Below are 18,259 nucleotides of genomic sequence, written 5' to 3'. Positions count from 1 at the left end.
AAAAATTCATAGTTTGAACAATCTTTTCATTAATCCCGATTTTTGAAGATAATTGTTTAAGGATTGTTTTTGGAACTCTTTCTCCAGTAATTGAATTTTTGTCATGTCATTAAGGATTTCATTGCTTTTTTCAAGGAATATTAAATAATTTTTTTGAAGATTTAAGTTAATATTATTTATACTATCCTGCCAGTCATCTTCACCAGTTAACTCATATATTTTTAGAAGATTCTGGAGATTAAATGCATTGAATTTTTTTAAGTTTTCTTTATTCTTTTTTATAATTTTTTCAGAGTACTTTCCAGGATATAAACGTTTAATTAACTGACTTCTGTAGGATAACGAAATCATTTTATGGGATAATTCGGAATATTGTGACTTTTCATGGTAAAATGTTTTTTGGTTGATCCTAAACATTTTTTCCACTGCATTATCTTTAATCCGGTAATCCCAATGAGGCCACTTGCCATGAATTAAATTTTTGCGCTTAACCAATGATTCTAAGGGTGAACCTGCAACTATCTCAACTCGACCAAAATCATATGATTTGTCTAAATTTTCATTCATAAACTTAATATTTTCATTTATTTCAGATAATGTGGCTTTAGGATGAAACATCAATAGGTTGAATGTTGTGGAAATACCATATTGATCTATTAATTCTAAAGATTTATTTATATCATCAACACTTGATCCCCGACTAAGAGAGTTTAAACCAGTAGCACTAGCATTTTCAACTCCTAAAAATATACCTATAACTCCTAAATCAATTAAAACATCCATAATGTCGCCATTTAATTTATCTGGCCTTAATTTTATTAAAATACATATCTTATTTAAATCGATGCCGTAATCTTTTAATATTAATTTTAACTCATTTAAACGAGTTAAATTTGACTCGACAGAAGGCAATAAAAAATTATCGTCATGAAATTGAAATAGTCTAACCTTGTTGGAATAAAGTTCTTTCATCTCCAGGGCAACATTTTGCGGTGTTCTAATCGCATATTTTTTTCCATTTTTTGCATTGTGAAATGCACCAATACAACAGTAAATGCAGTGAGAATGAAAACACCCTCTGCTGGCAACTAAAGTCGCAAATCTTTCTCCAAGTCGAATTTGAGCTTTTTTCTTTCTTAAGGGAAAATGAATTTCATCCAAGTCAGGAAAAGTTCTTATAATGTCATTTTCAATAATTTTATCATGGTGGGGGCTTTTATAAACCAGATTTGGGATATTTTCGAGATTTTTTCCATTAACTAAAGCATCGGTAAGCATACAAATTGAAGCTTCCCCTTCAAAACGGATTACAGAATCAATATCGTGCATTATTAATTCTTGATATTCGAAAGTGGGGAAATGACCCCCTACAGTTATATGGGTATTTGGCAGGATTTTTTTCAGTTTTTTTACTAATTCCAAAAACATCAAGGCTAAAGACTGAAAACATATGGAGATTCCAACTATGTCTGGATAAAATCTTTTAATTACATTTAATACCTTTTTTAAATCTCTTCTTGAGGAATAGGAAATTATCTTAACTTCATGATTTTCTGATTTTAAGGCTGCCCCTAAATATCTAATTGCCAAATTCTCTTCATCTTCAGCTCCAATGAGCACAACTTTCCCTTTGTTCTTCAAGGTTTCCACTTTTTTAAGTTAAAATAAATATATTATATATAAAACGCATATTTTTAATTAGGTGTTTGGTATTAGTGGTGTATGATAAAAAAATTTTAGAGTCTTCCGACATATGGGAGTATGTTTTTAATTCTTTGCCGGATCTTATTGCTATTTTAGACACTAATCATAATGTAATAAGAATAAATAAAGCTATGGCAGAACGGTTAGGTGTTTCGCCTGATGAAGGTGTGGGATTGCAATGTTATCAAGTAGTTCATCATACCAATGCTCCTATTGATGCTTGCCCTCATTCTAAATTACTAAAAGATGGTTTAGAACATACAGGTGAGGTTCAGGAAGATAATTTAGGGGGTTATTTTTTAGTCACAGCATCGCCAATTTTTGATTCAGACGGGAATTTATTAGGCTGTGTTCACATTGCAAGGGATATTACGGATCGCAGGCAAATGGAAGAAAAACTAAAAAAAGCTTTAGAAGATAAAGAAATGCTTATAAGTGAGGTCCATCACAGAGTGAAAAATAATTTAATGATGATTTCCAGTTTGTTAAATATACAATCTACTTATATTCAGGACCAGGAAATAAAAGATATTTTTTTGGAAAGCCAGATTAGGGCAAAATCTATGGCGCTTATTCATAACAAACTATATCAGACAGGAAATGTAAAAAGAATTGATTTTTCTGAATATTTAAGATCTTTAGCTACTGAGATCATGCACAGTTGTAATATTAGAAATAAAGTTGACTTAAAACTTGATATTCAAAAGGGAACGCTCGATGTTGATAAAGCAATTCCCTTAGGTTTAATCATTACTGAAATTATGGTAAACAGTTTTAAACATGCTTTTGTTGATGATGGTGGTGAGATAAACATCACCCTTTCAAAAACAGGGGATCTTTTTGAGTTAACTATTTCGGATAATGGTATAGGAATTCCAGAAGATTTTGATTTTAGAACTCAGGGAAATATGGGTATGACTTTGATTAATGGTTTAATTGATCAAATTGAGGGTAATATTGTCCTTGTTAAACACCGAGGAACAAAATTCATTATTCAATTCCATGATAATATATAATTATTTATTTTTTCTTGTTGATTTTAACAAATGTTTATATGGTACAAAATTTATTAACTACATACCGACGGTCGGTTTGTAGGGATGTTTATGGTTAAAAGAAAATCAAAAGAAAAACGTATCAATGAAATCATTAATGCGGCAATAGATGTTTTTTTAGAAAAAGGCTATGAAAACACTACTATGGAGACAATCGCTCAAAAAGCAGGAGTCAGCAAAGGCGGACTGTATCATTATTTCCAAAGCAAAGACATGATTTTGATGATGGTTAATCGAAAAATCAGCGAAAACATTGAAAAAATGATGATGGATGCGGGTGAATGTTCTACTATCAAAGAGGGGATTTTGAATTATGTGGAACAGTATATCAGTTACTGGATACAACACCCTAAAGAGACAAGTTTCCTTTTTCTTTCAATAGCTAAAATCATGGACAATAAAGAACTTTTAAAATTTTATAAAGAATTCATGACTGACTACATTAATTACTTTGAGAAAGTCTTCAATTTAGGAATTCAAAATGGGGAATTCATCTCGCATAATACTAAAACAAGTGCAGTAACCCTTGCAGCGGCCATGGATGGAGTTTTAAGTTTTCTGATTCTTGATGAGAGCCTACAACTGGAAGATGTTCTAGCACACTTTGAAGAAAAATTTATTAAACCTATTGAAATTGTTAATTAGTTAAAAAGGCAGCAATAATTCATTAAAATACTTTAGATTTGATCCATTTTTATGACTAAATGTGGAGTTTCTATTTCAGAACCATTAATGTATATTATTTACTATATTAATTGCTATTTTGGATGGAAAAAGAGCTAATTGCCATTATTTATGCTTTATAGTGCCTTTTATGATTATTGGAACTAAAATAAAGAATTTTTTAGGGTTTCCATCTCTCAATATTGAATCAGATAATGATTTATGCATTGAATATTATATCTGCCAAGAAAGCCCTAATATGAATTGATGTCAGAAAAATGTATTGAATGGGGATATGGTTGATGTAGAGTGTATTTTATGCGGGGAATGCGCTGCATTGTGTTCTAAAGGAGCAATAAAAATTAATTTGGCATTCCCAAAAAAGGTGTTAAAAGATGAAAATTGAAAATTTGGACTTTTACTACTTTTCAGGAACAGGGAATACATTATTGATAGTTAAAAAGATGGTTGAAATTTTTGAAAAATATGGGATCAAAGTAAATTTATTTAAAATAGAAGATTCCAATTCCAATGAAATTAACTTAAACCACACAATTGGTTTAGGATTTCCTATAGCAGAATTATCTACCTATGATTTTGTCTGGAATTTTATTAAGGATCTCCCTCAAACTGATAATACTGATATATTTATGGTGGATACTTTGGGGGGATTTTCTGGTGGCATTGTTGGACCAGTAAGGGAAATTGTTAAAAAGAAAGGTTACCATCCTATTGGCGCAAAAGAAATAATTATGCCATCTAACATATTTTATATCCCTGATAAATCCACTACAAAAAAGAAAATCGCAAAAGGACTTATAGAAGCTGAAAGATATGCTAATTCTATAATTAAAGGCGAATCTAATTGGGGCAGAGTGCCTTTATTGTCTGACGGGGTTTATTATATATCTAGAACTGCTTTAAAGTTAACTCATTCAAATTTAAGTCAGAAATACTTCTGCTTGGATGTAGATAAAGAGAAATGTAATAAATGTGGCTGGTGTGTGGAGCTATGCCCTATAAAAAATATTCAAATAGGAAAAGATAGGTTTCCTGTTAATTTGAGAAATTGTTGTTATTGCTTAAGATGCACTTCTTTTTGCCCAAAAAAAGCTATTTCCGCCCCATTTAATTTTAAGGGGAAAACTTATCGTGCCGTTAAGACGGAAGAATTTTTAAAGTTCAATCAAAAAATTATTTAAATACATGATGTTCCATTATAAATTTAAACTATTATATATTCTTTATTTTTGAATTTTAAGTTTTAATACTCCTTATTTTTTTCAGGATTTCTAATTATAATTAGCATAGCAAGGAAATATTATAAATAATTCTTCAATTAATAAATAATATAATAAAGAGGGGCATTTTTGGAGGTGAAATATAATGAGCAATCATACGCTTCTAGGTGTTTTAACCATTATTTTAGGTATTTTAGTGATGGTATTTCCTTTGTTTTCAGTATTCACAGTCAGTGTTTTAGCTGGATTAGGAGTGCTATTTTTAGGTATATGGTTACTTTCTCTTGGATTTGGGGCTTGGGCTCAAAACAAGGGTTTAGGGGTAGCTTATTTAATTTTAGGTATCATTGCTATAATTATTGGTTTAGGTCTATTTGGAAATGTATTGGCATTAAGTTTCTTAGCCAGCCTGTGGTTATACTTCGGAGGATTCTTCTTGATTATAGGGGGAATCATGGGATTCATTGCAAGAGACGCTACAATACACAAGGGATCCAATGCCTTACTAGTCATAATGGGGATTTTGTACATAATTCTAGGAACTTACGCATTAAACCCACTTTATCTAGCTATAATTATTGGAATAAGCTTAGTAATAGATGGAATTGCTTTATTATTTGTAAATCCTATTGAAATAGCAGAACCTGTGGAATAATTTTAAAGTATAGTCCCTCTTTATTTTCCCAGGTTTTTATAAATTCTAAATTTAATCAGAAGGTGATTAATATGGGAAAATGTATGGTGGCTGCTTGCCAGATGGAAATCTTAATGGGGGATCTGGAAGAAAACATCCACGAAGTAGAACGATTTTTAAAGATTGCAGCAAAAAAAGGTGCAGATATAGTCGTTTTCCCAGAATGTGCCTTAACTGGTTACTCTGTCCGGTCTCGTGAAGAAGCAGAACTCCTCTCAATAACCGTTGATAGTGATCATATCAAAAATTTTGCGAAAATTTGTCATGAATTCCAGATATATGCAGTTATAGGGTTTATAGAACGTGATGGGGCTAAATTATATAATTCTGTTGTGATGTTAGGTCCAAATAATTTTCAAGCAATTCATCGTAAAATTCACACATCATTTGTAGGTATTGATAGGTTTGTTGATGAGGGAAACATTCCATTAAAAGTATACGAACTTCCTTTTGGTAAAATAGGATTTTATATTTGTTATGATCATAATTTCCCAGAAACCGCCAGATCACTAGCACTAGATGGCGTTCAATTAATATGTATTTCTACTAACTGGAATGAACAGGCAAAACACATTGCTCTGGCTCTAAGCAAGGTGAGAGCTTTTGAAAATAATGTTTTCATAGCGTGCGCTGATAGAATTGGGATGGAAAGAGGAAATCGTTTCATTGGTTTAAGCCACATAACTAATCAATATGGGACTTTGGTAGCTCAAGCAGGGGAATTCCAGGAAGAGATAATATTTGCAAGTCTCGATCTTGATTTAGCAGATGAAAAGAAAATAATGGTGCGTGAAAATGAATATGTTGATTTTATGGCAGATAGAAGAGTTGATTTCTATCATAAAATAATAAAATGAGTAATTATAATAAAATAGCTTTTTCACAAAAAAGTAGCCTAAATCTTTTTTATAAGTTTTAAGTGCTTTTGGAGATAAATTAGATTTTAAATGGAAATAATTTATTAAAATTCTGCTAGTTTGTCTGTCTTAATATTATTGTATTTGTTCATCATCTTCAAAAGGGGTTATTTGCCATAAAAGTAGTTTCCAATAAATTCCTTCTTTAGTGTAAACTGCGGAAACGTGGTATTTACCGGAAATTTCATCTCCCCTGAATTTTATTTTCTCATCACAGTAATAAGTTAATATAGCCGTATTATCTGAGGAGGTAATTACTTCAAATTCAGACATATCAAATTCAAGCAGATCTAACTCTTCAAAAAGTTTATTGATGATATAATCTCTATTTAGTCTCCCAAAGTAATTAATTTCATGAAAGTCATCTGCCAGTAAGTCCAATAATTTTTCCCTATTTTTATCGAACCAAGCATCTCTTCTTCTATCTTCTAATCGAATAAGGGCAGTCTTCAGATTGTTAGTCATTATTTTCACCTTCCAAAATTTGCATAACCATCCGTGGGCCTCCCTTCCCAATCTGCTAAATGCAGAAATAATAACATCGGGTTAATCCATCTCTTTTCAATATAGAATACTTATTTTGATAAATCATCCTATATAAAACATAAGTATGATATAATTTTATTATCATTGTAAATGTATAATAATTAAGTTTTAATGTTTCTTTATTAATATCTATTCTTAGTTAGAGATAAATTTAATTGAAGAAGAATATCAATAATAAAAAATCTTCATGCCAAATTTTAACAATTCACTATTTTTGAGGAGTTATCAATGAAATACTCCTTGAAGAAATAAATACTTTCAAATTATAGAATTAAATTCCAATTTCAATAATTTCTTTTCAATAAATGAATTAACTATTTATAATTTAAAAAACAATCATCTATCTCAGGTAAATCCTGGGGGCCTGTGCCCTATTTAGCTGCACACGCTCACGTTCCTATGGCTTCCAGGTACTGAATAATTATAATTATTTCTTTAAAAATTCTAAACGAGATAGTATGGCTTCATTCGATCAATTAAAGGCAATTATTCAACTTTTTCGATTAGATTTATCTTTAGCTGCAGGAATATGTGTTATTGTAGGGGAAATAGTTGCTCTTGGTCACATACCTCAAGTTTATGAAGCAATACTGGGCTTTGGAGTTGGATTTTTTATTTCAACATCTGTTCTAATTTTAAATGACTATTTTGATCTGGAAACTGATAAAATAAATGCGCCAAATAGACCACTACCATCTGGTTTGATTCAAACACATACAGTTATTTTATTATCTACTGTTACCGTTATAATTGGTCTAATTTTCGCTGGATTGATTAGTGGCATTGCTTTTTCAGTCGCCATGATATTATGGATTATTGGCTTTTCATATAACTGGAAACTAAAAAGAACTGGGTTTCTGGGTAATTTGTTGGTAAGTTCGTCAGTTGCAATGACCTTTATTTTTGGCGGACTTGTTATTGGAAATCCATGGAATATTGCTGTATGGATTTTCAGCGCCATAGCATTTTTAATTGATCTGGGTGAGGAGATTGCAGCAGATGCTATGGACATGGAAGGAGATAAATTGATAAATTCTCAATCAATTGCCATTAAAACAGGCCGCGACAATGCACTAAAATTTTCAGCAATTTTATTTGCTATGGTAGTTGTTATAAGTTTGATTCCACTCATTGGAGGATGGTTAGGATTTTCTTATTTGTTAATGATTAGTATAATGGATGTTATAATTATAATTTCCACAGTAAAATTTCTAAAAACCAGCAATTCAGATGAAAAAAGGAAATTTTTACGTATAATATATTTAGGAGCCACATTAGGGTTAATTGGATTTATTTTGGGTCAGATATTTGTTTAATATGACAAATTCAAATAATAACATTTAATTATAATTTAAGTGATTATTTTATTATGAATATTTATAAATTACTTTTAATTTTTGTATTGGTTTTGATTTTTGTATGCGTTTCTTTATTTTCTGGTCACGAAATTTATGGATCACAGCCTGATGAATATAAAACCTTTCAAAAGGAGTCAGTTTCTTTTAAATATCCTAGCAACTGGAAGATTTATACATCTAAAATGGAACCAGAATCATTCGCCGTAGTTGGAAACCCTAAAACTGAAGGATATGAGGATATGAATCTTCCTACTACTATGGTGGTAATTAATAAGAATGTAATGTCTGCTGATGTCAATAATTCTTATTCTGAGAACTATTATTCTCAGAGAATAATCAATGAAGATGTAGATACTATGCAATCACTGGAATCCTATGCAACTACACCATATGATAATTATCTGGATTCTCTCAAAGAATTAATTATAAATCTAAAACCATTGAATTTTGATGCAACAAAACTAATAGTCCCATTATCAGACGATTTCAGTGAACTTTTAGACCCTTCTCGTGTCACTGATGCTTTTTTAGGACAATTTTTTAACAATTATACTGGTTATCATCAAATGGACTATTCTGCCCAAGATTCTTCAACAAATAAAATAAATTCCACAAAATTTACTATGGGTGCAGTGAACACATATACTAAACATGGCGAATATTGTAAGGTTATATCATTTGAAATTAAGAACGGAAGCCAAGTAAATTGCTATGTTATTATGTGCTCGGCCATGAGTCCGGATATTGATGATGCTAAAAAAGATTTCAATATTATACTAAAAAGTTTGAAAGTGAATCAAAAAAGTATATTAAATTAAATCATTTCATCTTGGACACTTACACAGAACCTGCAGAGTGCTCCTGGAGTATTCAACTGCTTTTCTTTAACTGGGCAGTAATAAACTCCGTTTTCATACCTTAAAATAAATCCCCCTGGAAATTTAGTTCCTACAGGGTGTATTGATTCTTTTTTGACGAAAGCAGTATAAGTGGCCACTATTTTAGCAATTTTTTGAAAACATAGTTCTTCATGACACTTCGAATTTTTCCTTTGTTTATCAAGAATCTTGAAAAATTCTTTTAGCTTTACTAGATTGACCTGACCATGGTAAGTTTCTTTGTCTTCTTTAAGATCTTTTATTCTGATGAAAAATGCACGGGTAAACCTTTCAATGAATTCATCTCTTTCTTTAGATGGCATAAATTTGGCATCTTCTTTAAGGTAAATACTGGCATCCATTATTTCTTTAATATGGATATTTGATGCTTCTTTTTTTAGAATCTTTAGAAGATTATTTTTAGAAATTTCATGCGAAAAATCAATTTTATCAAGATAACTGATCATATATCCTCCCTTAAGAAATATTAATAAGAAATTATTTTCAATGATTTAATGAGGTTCATATGGAACTATATACTGGGGTCTTGTTCAGCAATGCAAAAACCACACACAGCGCCGGGATTATCTTTCTGACTTTCTTTAACGGGACATAAATAATTTTCACCGTCATGGATCACTTCAAAACCACCTGGAAATGGGGTTCCAATAGGATGAATGGGTTCATCCAGTACAAATGTAGTGTAAATAGATATAATCATGTAAATTTTAAAAAAAGATTGATTGAAATTTTTATTCATATCATTCTCTCTTTTTTGTTTATTTAGTAAGAGGATAGCTTCTTTAAATTTTTCACTATTAATTTCGCCAATATATTTTACTCTATCATTTTTAAGGATAGTAATGCGAGTAATAAATGCATGTGTATAAGATTCAATGAATTTTTCGCGATATTCTCTTTGTACATATTTAGCATCTTCAATAATGAATAAACTGGCTGAAATAATTTCTTCTAAATTAACCTCTTTTGCTTTCAATTTCAATGTTTCTAAAATCGAAATTTTAGTTAACTTACTGAAATCAATATTCTCAAACATCATCATCACAAATCATATTTAAGACCCATCACTAAATCTACGTATGGCTGCTGCAAGTTTAGGCCCGATACCCTCCACTTTTTGCAATTCTCTTTCACTCACGGGTCTTAAATCTTCACCAAATGCTTTAACCAGTGCACGGGCTCTTTTTCTTCCTAATCTTTTAACTCCCAATACCAGTGGAATTAAATCTTCACCCACACCATAGTAAAGCCTAGCCGACAGTTTTTCCAGCTCCTGTGATGGTCCATAGATGCCTAAAACTTCTGAAATATCTTTAAAGAATCTCACAAGGAGTGAAGCTTCATAAGCAGCTCTTCGAGTGCTTGCCGCATATACGTGGAATGCATTTTCAATTTCATATTCGTTGCGTTCTTCAATCCACTCAATAAGTGATGCTGTTGTGGCTTCAGCAGGACCCATATCCACTGCAAAAATTCCTTTACTGGAAAGTTTCTCTCGCACGGGATCCTTACTTTTACGTCCTTTAAATGATATAAGGGGCATGTCTGGTGTTCTACATAGTTGATAAAGTAGTTGATATTCGTCCAGATTTTCTAATTGGGAAGCATATTCCTTGAGCTTAACGGAGGTTTCTACAGTGTAATTAGATTTAGCAATAATCAAACCAAGAGCAGTTGCTTTAAGTCCTTCAGGAGTAGCTTGGAGTATCCCATTTTGCATTAAGAAATTTATAGCGGTGTTTATTTCATATTCCATACTCTCTGAGGCAAATGCACTCATATATGGGCTGTTTTCCATTTGATATCCGTAAAATGTTTTGGTGAAAAATTCCTGTATTTCAACAGGGTTTTTAGCCAGAGTTGATGCTACCTGTGCAATAATCTGTTTATAAACTGCGTCTTTATTTTCAATTAACTTGGAATTGGTGGGCTCAACATCTCCATTTACATAACGTTCTTGCAGATTAAAAGCTTCATCTAATGTTTTGGCTACAAGGTAAGAGTATCCTACATCATCGTATTGTGGTCTACCTGCACGCCCGGACATTTGTTCATAATCAAAAACTGGAATATTTTGGGGTCCTTGTGATGTCCAACGGGTATAATCTCGAATTACAACACTTCTTGATGGTAAATTAACCCCATACATTAAACTGGGGGTTGCAGTAATCATTAATAAGTTCCCTTTTTTGAATTCATTTTCAATAATTTCTTTTTGTTCATTGAAAAGCCCCGCATGGTGGAAAGCAACGCCGTTATCGACACATTCTGCTAATTTAAGGCAGGTTGTGGTGGGTCTTGAACCTTTACGGTTTGGAACATCTAGAATACTCTCTGCCACCTTTTTAAATTCTTTATTTTTATTTCTAGGAATTTTTCTTTTTATTTTATTGGCTACATAATTAGCCAGGGATTCAGTAAATCTTCGGGTGGATACAAAAGCTAGGGCTTGAGCATCATCTTCTAATGATTTTTCCAAAATCTTCACAATAACGTCATTTTTGTTTTTGGTATTGAACATCTCTGTATTCAGAACTTCCTTATGTAATGGTACTGGGCGATAGTCGTGTTCTACTACTGTAGCTTCTAACCAGCCAGAAATTTCCCCCATATTTTGCAAAGTTGCAGAAAGAGCAATGGTACGCATACCTGGATTAATTATTTTAGAGCGAGTTATAGCGCATTCAATTGTAGGTCCTCTGCTGTATTCTCCAATCATGTGGAATTCATCTACAATCAGTAAATCCACTTCACGCAATGTATTCCATGAAAATCGGGTTATGGCGTCAAATGATTCAAAAACCATCACTGCAAGATCTGATGAACGTGGATTTCTGCCTACTTTTATTCCGTATTCTTCAAATAATTTAAATTCATTTAACTTTTCATTTTGAATAGATAATAATGGGACGGCATATACTACTTTTCCCCCATTTAGTAACGTTTTTAATGCAGCTAGTACTCCTAATAAAGTTTTTCCGCTTGCTGTAGGAATAGCTATTATGTAATTATGATCATCATCAAGATATCCCGAATCTACAACGGCTCTTTGGGCGGGATTTAATTCTTCTACAAATGGGTAACACTCATTTATAATCTGGCGAATAGCAGGATCTATATCATTCATAATTTAACCTGGTCTTTTTAGAATATTTAATTTTAAAAGTTATGGGACATTTAAACTTTTTTCTCTTTCTTTAAAACCACGATATCTGAAATCTTTGTTTGGGGGTACTGACCATGGTCATCTTTTTCTACGCTTTTTGTCATATCCCATATGGTCAAAAGAGCTACACTAACACCCGTAATTGCTTCCATCTCAACACCGGTCTTACTGACACAATTTACACTAACTGTGACCACTATGCTGGTTTTTTCCACTAAAAAATCAACTTCTATACCTGTAACTGGTAATGGATGGCATAATGGTATTAAATTTGATGTATTTTTTACTGCATTTATTGCGGCAATTTGGGCAGTTGTTAATACATTGCCTTTTTTTATTTTTTGGCTTTGAATGAGAGCAATGGTTTCATTTTTTAAGTTGATCTTTCCAGAGGCTATGGCGCGTCTTTTGATAGTTGGCTTATTTCCAACTTCTACCATGTGTACCCCTTCTTTAGTTAAGTGTGTAAAGTCGTTTCCACTCATAGAATCCCTTCTTTTTATAATCATATATAGCAGTAAATGCTTTTAAATTCTATTTGTAAAATGAATTATTTAATTTAGTGCAAATATTAGACTAAATCTTAAATGCATTTTAATTATATTAAAACTGGTTAAAAATAAAAGATGATATTTTTTAGAGATTTAGTAAGGTATTTCCATTTTAGCAAATTTTAAAGCGATTTTTCTACCTTCTTCTCCCATTTTTTCTCTTAAATCTGCATTAGCTAGTAATTTATCAAGTGCCTCTGATAGACCAATTGAATCTCCAGCTTCTACAAGTATCCCCGCATCATTATTTATCAATTCTGGTATCCCTCCTACTTTAGTACCTACCACTGGTTTACCTGAAGCCATAGCTTCCAAAAGAGCAATACCAAAACTTTCAGAGATTGAAGGTAAAGTTACAATATCTGCGGCGGGTAAAATTTCATCTACGTCATATCGAGGGCCTGTAAAGATCACATTTTCAATCTTTTCATATTCCACCATGCCTTTTAAATCATTTAAAAGAGGCCCACCACCAACTATAACTAGTTTGGAGTCTTCTTTCATTATTTTTTTAGCCCTTAAGAGATATTTCAATCCTTTTTGCTTAACAAGATTGCCCACAAATAATATCATGGATTCATCACTAGCAATATTTAATTCTTCTCTAAGCGTGCTTGTTTTTTTGGGATGAAATTTTTCTGTGTCAATTCCATTCCACGTGACTTTGAGTTTATCTTCTAATCCCGGTATTCCTAATTTAAGAACTTCTTTTTTTACAGATTCACTTACAGCAAAAACACCTGTTGCATCCTGGAGAATCAATTTTAAAATAGGTTTCAGAAATTTATTTGAAGATAGTAAAAATACATCTGACCCGTGCAATGTAACGTAAAATTTCCGCCCAGTGAACATGGATGCCATCAACCCTGCAAGACCCGGAGGGAAAAGATAATGTGCATGTATTATGTCTATGTCTTCTTCTTTAACAAGTTGAATTACTTTTCTAGCTCCATTGATAGCAAAAAATAGCCCTCTAAGTCCTTTAATATTGGGGGCAGGTGCTGATTCTACCCTTATGTTTTCAAGATCTTGGATATTTTCATGGGGATAAGTAACTACGTATACTTTATCTCCATTTTCCTGCAGAGATTTGGATAGTAAATAAACATAAGATGCAATACCGCCTAAATGAGGAGGAAAATGCCCTATCATACATACTTTCATTAAATCACCTTTAAAATGAATGAATAATTGATTAAAATATAATTAATTAATGTATTAGGATAAGATTATTTATTTTAAATTTAGGCTTATTTAAATTTCTGTAGTAATTCAGCAAGCACAGTTCCATCCATACGCACTATAATCACATCAATGTCCAGCGGATATTTAACCTGGCATTGTTCTTTTATGCTGTGGGCAATACTTTTAAATACTTTATCTTGGAGCCCGTATTCACTTAAAATGTCAATCATGTCTTCTGTAGTTTTAGAATCAAAAATTCTTTTTATTAAATCTTTTGAACCACCTGAAAGGGCCGTATGGGCCGCAATTATTTCTTTTCGACCATCCGCTACAGAATGTTTTGTATTAAATATTCCTCCAGCAATTTTAACAAGTTTCCCAGCATGGCCAAACAAAATTATCTTTTTCACATTCCTATCAACCGCAGTTTTTAACATATGACCTACACAGTTACTCATCTGTATAATTTGATCTTTTTCTGCTTTTAATAATTTTAAAGCCAGCTTTTCACCAATATTTCCTGGAACAAAAATCAGTTTTTCATATCCCAATCCTTGAGCAACATCGATTTGACAGGTGAGTGCTTTTTTATATGAGGCCATGGACATGGATCTTGCAATCCCCGTGGTTCCCAGAATAGAAATTCCATTTTCAATTCCAAGACGGGGGTTCATTGTCCTGGAAGCAATTTTTTTACCTTGGGGCACAAATATGGTCACTAAAGCGCCTTCGTTTTCGTTTAAATAATTCCCCAGGTTTTCTTTGATCATTTGGCGAGGGACTGGATTTATTGCTGCTTTTCCCACTCCAATCTGCAATCCGGGTTTAGTGATGATGCCCACACCATCTCCACCTTCAATTATTATTCCATTTCCCTTAAACAACTCCACTTTTGCACCAATTCCCTGGTTAATAGTAACATCAGGATCGGAATAAGGTTTTTTAACAACTATTGCTTGAGCTTTAGAGGAGGATAATTTTTTTAGTTCTTCAATTTCTATTTTAAGTTTGTCAAAAGGAGTTTTTATTTCTACAATAGAAATATTCGGATCATTATTTTTGATACAAAAAAGAGAAGCTAGGGCAGCGGCAGTAGCTGCACTACCTGTAGTTATTCCAAATGATTCCCCTTTGTCTTTGAGGCTCATTAAAAAAATCCTTAGTTAGTTATAAAAAAAATAAGTTGTTATTCATCTAAAAGTTCTTTTATGGCCTGCATTAACTCTTCTTTACCAGGAGCACCTACAAATTTAACTACTCCATTCATGGCAATCGCTGGAACGGCCATAAGTCCATAATTCACAGCTCTTTCTCTATCTTCCATGATGTCCACTTTTTCTATCTCAAGGATATCTCCTAAATCTTTTTTAGCCTCTTCAACCACTTCAATGGCCATAGGACAGTATGGGCATGTAGGGGATGTAAATACTTCTATTTTTACAACCATGTTTTAACCTCCGATGAGCATTACACTTATCTAAATTTTACATTTATATTATAATATGAACTATATTTATAACAGTTTTTATCTAATGTTTTTTAATAAATAGTTATTTGTTCATATTGGATAATAGGTTTTGGCTGTTTTTGATATTCCAATATTTGTTTATTTTTTTATTTGAGTTAAAGTTGAAACTAAACGATTTTTTTTTTGGGTATTGAAAATTCTTGGCTACTTTCTTATTTTAAAAAAATAACTTGTAAAAAAATTTAAACAGGAAAAAAGTGCTAAAGAGTGTGTTTATTAATAACTGCTCTTTATGGAACTATTTCCTGAATTTTCTCCAATCCCACTTCCTATGGCATAACCAATTTTAGAAGATAAACTACTCAATATTTGATCTAAAGTACTGGAAGGTCTCATACTTATTATGCTGTAGGAATCACCTATTCCCGCAAGTTTGGCTGCGGTTTCAATTGCATTGTCTTTACTACCCAAATAATCGACTAATTTGATGTTTTTGGCTTGTCTTCCAGTGTATATTTTTCCTTCAGCAATAGTTTTCACATAAGCAGTACTCAGATTTCTATTTTTAGCTGTAATATTGATAAAATTTTCATATTCTTCATTAATCATGGTTTGCAGCATTTTTCTCTCTTCAGTAGTTAAATTTCTGTAATCGGCACCCATGTCCTTGTACTTACCTGCTTTAATAGCATATTTATTAACACCCATTTGGCGGTACATTTCAGAAAGGTCTGTAAGGTCGAGGATAACTCCTATACTTCCTACCCATGACGAGGGGCTGGCGACGATTTTATCAGAGGCTGAAGCTACTAAATAGGCACCGGACGTTCCAGTATCACTAATCCAGCTAACCACTGGTTTTTTTGAATTTTGGATAGACTCCATTATTTCTTCACTAGCCACTGGTGTACCACCAGGGCTGTTAATATCTAGAACAATAGCACTGATTGATGAATCATCATTAGCTTCCCTTATTAATTCTTTAACTTGATCTGGATTGACGTATTCTGATGTAGAACCATATCCAATTTCACCATAAATAGGAATAACCGCTACGGTACCTCCTAATATAGTGCTGGTAGACGTTAATCCAAAAAAGGCCACTAAACAAATAAAAATAAATAAAAGGCCTCCTAATACTCCAAAAAGGATTTTGACATTTTTGTCCATTTTATCACATAATCTATATGATTTCTTTAAAATGATTTTTTTCCTAATTTTTTTTGTTAATTAAAATTAAGAATACATGATGTTTTTTCACACATCAAATATTTTTAATATTTAATATTCAATTTTTAATATTGGATGAATTGATATAGTGATAATATTATATAAAGTATAATGTTCTGATATAATAATTCCATAACTTGTCTTTCAAAAGTTTAGATACATTTTGGTGGTAAATTGAAAAAAACAGTACGAGCACCTGGATCAGCGACAGTAATAAATGCTATATCTACAGGTAGTGGGTCAGCATTTGGAATTCAGCTTTATGTTACGGCTGAAGCTAAATTAAAGTCTAGTGATATCAAATGTACATCAGATAGAAGAGTAAATCCAAAATTAATGAATCTGTGTGTTGAAAAAGTTTTAAATCACTTTGATTTAGATATAGGTATTCGTATTAAAACGTCATCAACTCTTCCAGTTGCGTCTGGGCTTTCAAGTAGTAGTGCTACATCTAATGCCGTAGTAATGGCTGTATCAAAGTTAATATCAGATGAATTTCATTTAGAGCCTATGAATGATGCTGAAATTTTGAACATGGCTATAGATGCATCATTGGATGCGGGTGTGACAATAACGGGTGCTTTTGATGATGCAAGTGCATCATATTTTGGCGGACTTACAGTAACCAATAATTTGCAGCGAGAAATTCTCAAAAAAGATAAGATGGAAAAACAAAACATATTAATATATATGCCTGACAGAAAATCACTGACCGCACAATCAGATGTTAATAGAATGAAGCTTTTATCACCATGGGTAAATATGGCCTTTCAGGAGGCTCTTCATGGGGATATATACAAAGCTCTTACTTTAAATGGTATTTTGTATTGTGCTGCATTAGGATTTAATTCCCAAATTGCATTAGATGCATTAGATTCTGGTGCAATTGCATCTGGATTGTCTGGAACAGGTCCGTCTTTTGTAGCGGTTGTTGATGATAAAAGTCAGGATAAAGTCCAGGAAGCCTGGAATGCATATTCTGGAAAAGTTATCTCAACAGAAGTTGATAATAAGGGCACTATGGTGGTTTAAATGGATAAATCCCATGCACTGAAACTTCTTCATGAATCCAGAGAACAAATAGATATCATAGATGAGGAGATACTTAATCTAATCAGTAAAAGAACCTCTCTGGCTCGGGAGATTATTAAATCGAAAATAATATTAGGTATGGAAATCCAGGATAAAGAAAGGGAAGCACATATCCATGAAAAAACCCGAAGGATTGCCAGAGAGAATAAGATTGATGAAGAAAAACTCTCTCAGATAATGAGAATATTGACAGATATAAATAAAAAAGAACAAGAACAAATATTAAAGGAGGAAAAATAATGGGTAATATTAGAACTTCATTTGTTAAAAGAATGTCTAAAGAATTAATAGAAACTCACCAAGGAAAATTCACTACTGACTTTGATGAAAACAAAAAATTAGTGGAAGAATTTTCAACTGTAAGCACTAAACACTTACGAAACAAAATTGCCGGATACGTTACCCGGTTAGTGAGACAACAATCATCTCAAGCTTAAATGCTTGTTATGATTCACTCTTTAAATTTTTTTAATTGCAATATTAAAATTAC

At 32.2% G+C, this 18,259-nt stretch carries 20 protein-coding genes; 10 read left to right on the top strand and 10 right to left on the bottom strand.

All coding sequences use genetic code 11. From position 1 onward, the window contains the following. Positions 1–6 precede the first annotated feature (6 nt). Positions 7–1,641, bottom strand: coding sequence for a B12-binding domain-containing radical SAM protein (locus MXE27_RS02840; protein WP_248610892.1), 1,635 nt, complete (start codon positions 1,639–1,641; stop codon positions 7–9). A gap of 74 nt (positions 1,642–1,715) precedes the next feature. Here MXE27_RS02840 and MXE27_RS02835 point away from each other — a divergent pair, with 74 nt between their 5' ends. The 5 genes from MXE27_RS02835 to MXE27_RS02815 all read left to right on the top strand — a co-directional run bounded on the left by MXE27_RS02835 (position 1,716) and on the right by MXE27_RS02815 (position 6,214). Further along, positions 1,716–2,720, top strand: coding sequence for a histidine kinase dimerization/phosphoacceptor domain -containing protein (locus MXE27_RS02835; RefSeq protein WP_248610891.1), 1,005 nt, complete (start codon positions 1,716–1,718; stop codon positions 2,718–2,720). A gap of 90 nt (positions 2,721–2,810) precedes the next feature. After that, positions 2,811–3,404 (top strand): TetR/AcrR family transcriptional regulator, encoded by a 594-nt coding sequence (locus MXE27_RS02830; RefSeq protein WP_248610890.1) that lies wholly within the window; start codon positions 2,811–2,813, stop codon positions 3,402–3,404. 413 nt (positions 3,405–3,817) lie between these two features. Further along, a complete protein-coding gene (locus MXE27_RS02825; RefSeq protein WP_248610889.1) occupies positions 3,818–4,624 on the top strand; it encodes an EFR1 family ferrodoxin in 807 nt (268 codons plus the stop codon). Positions 4,625–4,808: 184 nt separating this feature from the next. Beyond that, positions 4,809–5,318, top strand: coding sequence for a DUF308 domain-containing protein (locus MXE27_RS02820; protein WP_248610888.1), 510 nt, complete (start codon positions 4,809–4,811; stop codon positions 5,316–5,318). A 71-nt stretch (positions 5,319–5,389) separates the two neighbouring features. Further along, the gene (locus MXE27_RS02815) at positions 5,390–6,214 is read left to right on the top strand and encodes a carbon-nitrogen hydrolase family protein (RefSeq protein WP_248610887.1); all 825 of its coding nucleotides are present in this window, start codon (positions 5,390–5,392) and stop codon (positions 6,212–6,214) included. 135 nt (positions 6,215–6,349) lie between these two features. Here MXE27_RS02815 and MXE27_RS02810 read toward each other — a convergent pair whose 3' ends face one another. Further along, positions 6,350–6,739 (bottom strand): nuclear transport factor 2 family protein, encoded by a 390-nt coding sequence (locus tag MXE27_RS02810; RefSeq protein ID WP_248610886.1) that lies wholly within the window; start codon positions 6,737–6,739, stop codon positions 6,350–6,352. 539 nt (positions 6,740–7,278) lie between these two features. Here MXE27_RS02810 and MXE27_RS02805 point away from each other — a divergent pair. Together MXE27_RS02805 and MXE27_RS02800 are read left to right on the top strand one after the other, a co-directional pair. After that, positions 7,279–8,136, top strand: coding sequence for a UbiA family prenyltransferase (locus MXE27_RS02805; protein ID WP_248610885.1), 858 nt, complete (start codon positions 7,279–7,281; stop codon positions 8,134–8,136). A 53-nt stretch (positions 8,137–8,189) separates the two neighbouring features. Then, positions 8,190–8,996 carry a hypothetical protein gene (locus tag MXE27_RS02800; RefSeq protein ID WP_248610884.1) on the top strand — a complete coding sequence of 269 codons (807 nt, stop codon included), beginning with the start codon at positions 8,190–8,192 and terminating at the stop codon, positions 8,994–8,996. Here MXE27_RS02800 and MXE27_RS02795 read toward each other — a convergent pair. The 8 genes from MXE27_RS02795 to sppA all read right to left on the bottom strand — a co-directional run bounded on the left by MXE27_RS02795 (position 8,993) and on the right by sppA (position 16,617). Continuing rightward, positions 8,993–9,523 (bottom strand): DUF2115 domain-containing protein, encoded by a 531-nt coding sequence (locus MXE27_RS02795; RefSeq protein ID WP_248610883.1) that lies wholly within the window; start codon positions 9,521–9,523, stop codon positions 8,993–8,995. The genes MXE27_RS02800 and MXE27_RS02795 overlap by 4 nt on opposite strands. Positions 9,524–9,588: 65 nt before the next feature. Continuing rightward, a complete protein-coding gene (locus tag MXE27_RS02790; RefSeq protein ID WP_248610882.1) occupies positions 9,589–10,113 on the bottom strand; it encodes a DUF2115 family protein in 525 nt (174 codons plus the stop codon). Between the two features lie 18 nt (positions 10,114–10,131). After that, a complete protein-coding gene (locus MXE27_RS02785; protein WP_248610881.1) occupies positions 10,132–12,204 on the bottom strand; it encodes a DEAD/DEAH box helicase in 2,073 nt (690 codons plus the stop codon). A 50-nt stretch (positions 12,205–12,254) separates the two neighbouring features. Further along, complete coding sequence (gene moaC / locus MXE27_RS02780) at positions 12,255–12,728, bottom strand: cyclic pyranopterin monophosphate synthase MoaC (protein WP_248610880.1); 474 nt, start codon at positions 12,726–12,728, stop codon at positions 12,255–12,257. A 159-nt stretch (positions 12,729–12,887) separates the two neighbouring features. After that, positions 12,888–13,958: a glycosyltransferase family 4 protein gene (locus MXE27_RS02775; RefSeq protein ID WP_248610879.1), complete on the bottom strand. Its 1,071-nt coding sequence runs from the start codon at positions 13,956–13,958 to the stop codon at positions 12,888–12,890. Positions 13,959–14,044: 86 nt separating this feature from the next. Then, the gene (cbiD, locus tag MXE27_RS02770; protein ID WP_248610878.1) at positions 14,045–15,127 is read right to left on the bottom strand and encodes a cobalt-precorrin-5B (C(1))-methyltransferase CbiD; all 1,083 of its coding nucleotides are present in this window, start codon (positions 15,125–15,127) and stop codon (positions 14,045–14,047) included. A 38-nt stretch (positions 15,128–15,165) separates the two neighbouring features. Then, positions 15,166–15,426, bottom strand: coding sequence for an MJ0307 family thioredoxin (locus tag MXE27_RS02765; RefSeq protein ID WP_248610877.1), 261 nt, complete (start codon positions 15,424–15,426; stop codon positions 15,166–15,168). Positions 15,427–15,723: 297 nt separating this feature from the next. Further along, on the bottom strand, positions 15,724–16,617 hold the full coding sequence (gene sppA / locus MXE27_RS02760) for a signal peptide peptidase SppA (RefSeq protein WP_248610876.1): 894 nt from the start codon (positions 16,615–16,617) through the stop codon (positions 15,724–15,726). A 234-nt stretch (positions 16,618–16,851) separates the two neighbouring features. On the opposite strand from sppA, the gene MXE27_RS02755 reads away from it, so the two are divergent. From MXE27_RS02755 to MXE27_RS02745, 3 genes are read left to right on the top strand one after another with little or no spacing between them, the layout of a single operon-like run. Continuing rightward, positions 16,852–17,709 (top strand): shikimate kinase, encoded by an 858-nt coding sequence (locus MXE27_RS02755; RefSeq protein ID WP_248610875.1) that lies wholly within the window; start codon positions 16,852–16,854, stop codon positions 17,707–17,709. Further along, complete coding sequence (locus MXE27_RS02750) at positions 17,710–18,009, top strand: chorismate mutase (protein ID WP_248610874.1); 300 nt, start codon at positions 17,710–17,712, stop codon at positions 18,007–18,009. Next, positions 18,009–18,206, top strand: a complete 198-nt coding sequence (locus MXE27_RS02745; RefSeq protein WP_248610873.1) for a 30S ribosomal protein S17e — start codon at positions 18,009–18,011, stop codon at positions 18,204–18,206. The genes MXE27_RS02750 and MXE27_RS02745 overlap by 1 nt, the downstream gene beginning before the upstream one ends. Positions 18,207–18,259: the final 53 nt, after the last annotated feature.

The organism is Methanobacterium alcaliphilum, from assembly GCF_023227715.1.
In the GTDB taxonomy this organism is placed as follows: Archaea; Methanobacteriota; Methanobacteria; order Methanobacteriales; family Methanobacteriaceae; genus Methanobacterium_E; species Methanobacterium_E alcaliphilum.
Note: the sequence above shows the minus strand (reverse complement) of the source record. Positions and strands in the feature narration are given on the sequence as shown.

Bases quoted from the DNA above. Each gene is read 5' to 3' on its own strand.
- MXE27_RS02830 (WP_248610890.1), top strand. From the start codon at position 2,811: ATGGTTAAAAGAAAATCAAAAGAAAAACGTATCAATGAAATCATTAAT.
- MXE27_RS02825 (WP_248610889.1), top strand. From the start codon at position 3,818: ATGAAAATTGAAAATTTGGACTTTTACTACTTTTCAGGAACAGGGAAT.
- MXE27_RS02820 (WP_248610888.1), top strand. From the start codon at position 4,809: ATGAGCAATCATACGCTTCTAGGTGTTTTAACCATTATTTTAGGTATT.
- MXE27_RS02815 (WP_248610887.1), top strand. From the start codon at position 5,390: ATGGGAAAATGTATGGTGGCTGCTTGCCAGATGGAAATCTTAATGGGG.
- MXE27_RS02810 (WP_248610886.1), bottom strand. From the start codon at position 6,739: ATGACTAACAATCTGAAGACTGCCCTTATTCGATTAGAAGATAGAAGA.
- MXE27_RS02805 (WP_248610885.1), top strand. From the start codon at position 7,279: ATGGCTTCATTCGATCAATTAAAGGCAATTATTCAACTTTTTCGATTA.
- MXE27_RS02800 (WP_248610884.1), top strand. From the start codon at position 8,190: ATGAATATTTATAAATTACTTTTAATTTTTGTATTGGTTTTGATTTTT.
- MXE27_RS02795 (WP_248610883.1), bottom strand. From the start codon at position 9,523: ATGATCAGTTATCTTGATAAAATTGATTTTTCGCATGAAATTTCTAAA.
- MXE27_RS02790 (WP_248610882.1), bottom strand. From the start codon at position 10,113: ATGTTTGAGAATATTGATTTCAGTAAGTTAACTAAAATTTCGATTTTA.
- MXE27_RS02785 (WP_248610881.1), bottom strand. From the start codon at position 12,204: ATGAATGATATAGATCCTGCTATTCGCCAGATTATAAATGAGTGTTAC.
- moaC (WP_248610880.1), bottom strand. From the start codon at position 12,728: ATGAGTGGAAACGACTTTACACACTTAACTAAAGAAGGGGTACACATG.
- MXE27_RS02775 (WP_248610879.1), bottom strand. From the start codon at position 13,958: ATGAAAGTATGTATGATAGGGCATTTTCCTCCTCATTTAGGCGGTATT.
- cbiD (WP_248610878.1), bottom strand. From the start codon at position 15,127: ATGAGCCTCAAAGACAAAGGGGAATCATTTGGAATAACTACAGGTAGT.
- MXE27_RS02765 (WP_248610877.1), bottom strand. From the start codon at position 15,426: ATGGTTGTAAAAATAGAAGTATTTACATCCCCTACATGCCCATACTGT.
- sppA (WP_248610876.1), bottom strand. From the start codon at position 16,617: ATGGACAAAAATGTCAAAATCCTTTTTGGAGTATTAGGAGGCCTTTTA.
- MXE27_RS02750 (WP_248610874.1), top strand. From the start codon at position 17,710: ATGGATAAATCCCATGCACTGAAACTTCTTCATGAATCCAGAGAACAA.
- MXE27_RS02745 (WP_248610873.1), top strand. From the start codon at position 18,009: ATGGGTAATATTAGAACTTCATTTGTTAAAAGAATGTCTAAAGAATTA.